The 1971-nt window shown below is 67.7% G+C and carries 1 protein-coding gene; it reads right to left on the bottom strand.

Annotated features, from left to right (window positions below; all coding sequences use genetic code 11):
- Positions 1-75 precede the first annotated feature (75 nt).
- The coding region (locus ACRDSQ_RS12670) for a hypothetical protein (RefSeq protein WP_431421158.1) at positions 76-1971 on the bottom strand (1896 nt) is incomplete at its 5' end.

Genomic DNA, 1971 nt, shown 5'->3' on the forward strand with positions numbered 1-1971 from the left:
CAAGAGAAGCTGACGACACCACGGGGGCAGCGGCACGCGCTGCCCCCACGGTGCCTTCAGCCTTTGCTGCTGCGATCAGTGCGCGAGCGGATCGGGGCGCAGCTGGAAGTGCACGACGACGGGCTTCTTTCCCTTGCCGCCTTCCATGAGCCATGGCGTCCGGTCCCCGCTGGTCGTCCACAACCCTCGGCCCTTCCAGCCGGCGTTCGGGTCGTCGATGCGCCCGTCGAACCCCTTGGCGTAGAAGCCCAACGGGTACGGAACGCGCAGCAGGATCATCTTGCCGTCCTTGAGCGCGACCAGGCCGTCGTTGAGGTTCGCCGTCGACATCGGCACGTCCTGACCGAGCCCGAACGTGTTGTGCTGGTCGACCCAGGTGTAGTAGCTCGACTCGGCGCTGTTCTCCCCGATGCCCAGGAAGCCGGGGCCGGGGTACTGGCGGAAGGTCCAGCCCTCCGGGCAGTGATCGCCGGTGGCCTTCGGCCCGTTGAGCGGCCCCTTGCACTTGCGCCGGTCGAAGCTGCCGATGTGCCCGCTCCCGAGTGACGCCCACACGACGCCCTGCTTGTCGATATCGGCACCCCGAATACCGAACCCGGGCTTGGGCACGTTGTAGACCTCCGCGAGCGCGGTCGCCGGCGGGTTCGGCCCCGGAAAGAGCCGCACCACCGCCGCGGTGCCGCCAAAGACCCCGACGGATCCCCAGATCGACCCGTCGACGGGGCTCGGCATCACGGCATAGAAGCCTCCGCCGATGCGCTTGTCCTTGGCCGGATCGATCGGCTGGTCGGGCTCGACGTAGTCGTCGCGCTTGCCGTTACCATTGGTGTCGAGGACGAACGCCGTCCACCCTTGCGACTTGGCCGCGTCGCCCGTCTCGTCGAACATCTTGCTGTTGACCCAGCCGACCACCGGGCCGCCGCCGCTGGTCCACAGCGTGTCGTTGGCGTCGTAGCCGAACTGCAGGTGGTGCGTCTGGAAGCAGGTGTCGACGAACGTGTACTTCATCGTCTTGGGATCGAGCATCGTGAGGTGACGGTTCGCTTGCGCCACCGGGAACAGCTTGGCCGAGGGATGGTCGGAGCCCTTCTGGCAGAAGTCCGGGTTCTTGGGGCCGCGCACCGTCGCCGCGAACCAGACCCGTCCCTTCTTGTCGAACATGCCGTTGTGGTTGTTGGCCTTGGTGTCCCAGATCTTCTCCTCGCCCCAGTAGGGCGACGGCGCCATCGGCTTGGCGAGCGCGGCGTGTCCGGGTCCGAGCGCCTCCGGTGTGTCGGCGTCGCGCACGGGAGCGGTGAAGGTCGTGACGGTGTGCGTCTTGGGATCGAGGATCGGGTAGGCGTCCGTAGCGTATTCGGGCGAGCCGTAGAGCCGGCCGTAGGCATTGACCGTCGGATAGCGCCGATCCGAGGCGATGAGGTCGTGGAGGTATTTCTTCGGGTCCCCCCACTCCCACGTGGTGACGACGATATTGCGCTCGACGCCCTGGGGCCGCGTCGGCTTGCTATGCGGCAGCTCGCCCTTGGCGATGCGGTCGGTCCAGTCGCCGAAGTACTTGAACGGCGCGCCGCCGAGGGGCCCGGTGAGCGGGTTCAGCATGAAGTTCCCGGCCTGGCCCGACTGCACGCGGCGGATCCACGCCGCTTCCGATGACGGGAACTCGCCGAGCGCCGCGGGGATCGTGCGGGTGGAGAGCTGGCCGAGCTGATGGCAGCCGACGCAGGCCCGGTTCTTCATCACGGTGAGCCAGTCGCTCTGGGTGACATTCGCGGGGATGTTGCTCGTGCCGCCGAACTGGCTCGCCTCCGGGATCCTGAGCATCGAATACCAGTAGATCGCCGGGTAGTATCGCGCCGCCGCGGCCGCATCCGGCGCGGGGACGGCGCGAAGATTCAGTTGCTGGCCGGGCGCGCCGTCGACCTTGGGTGAATCGACGAGGCCGTAGCCGCGCACCCACACCTTGTACCTGGC

Source organism: Actinokineospora sp. (assembly GCF_050699995.1).
In the GTDB taxonomy this organism is placed as follows: Bacteria; Actinomycetota; Actinomycetes; order Mycobacteriales; family Pseudonocardiaceae; genus Actinokineospora.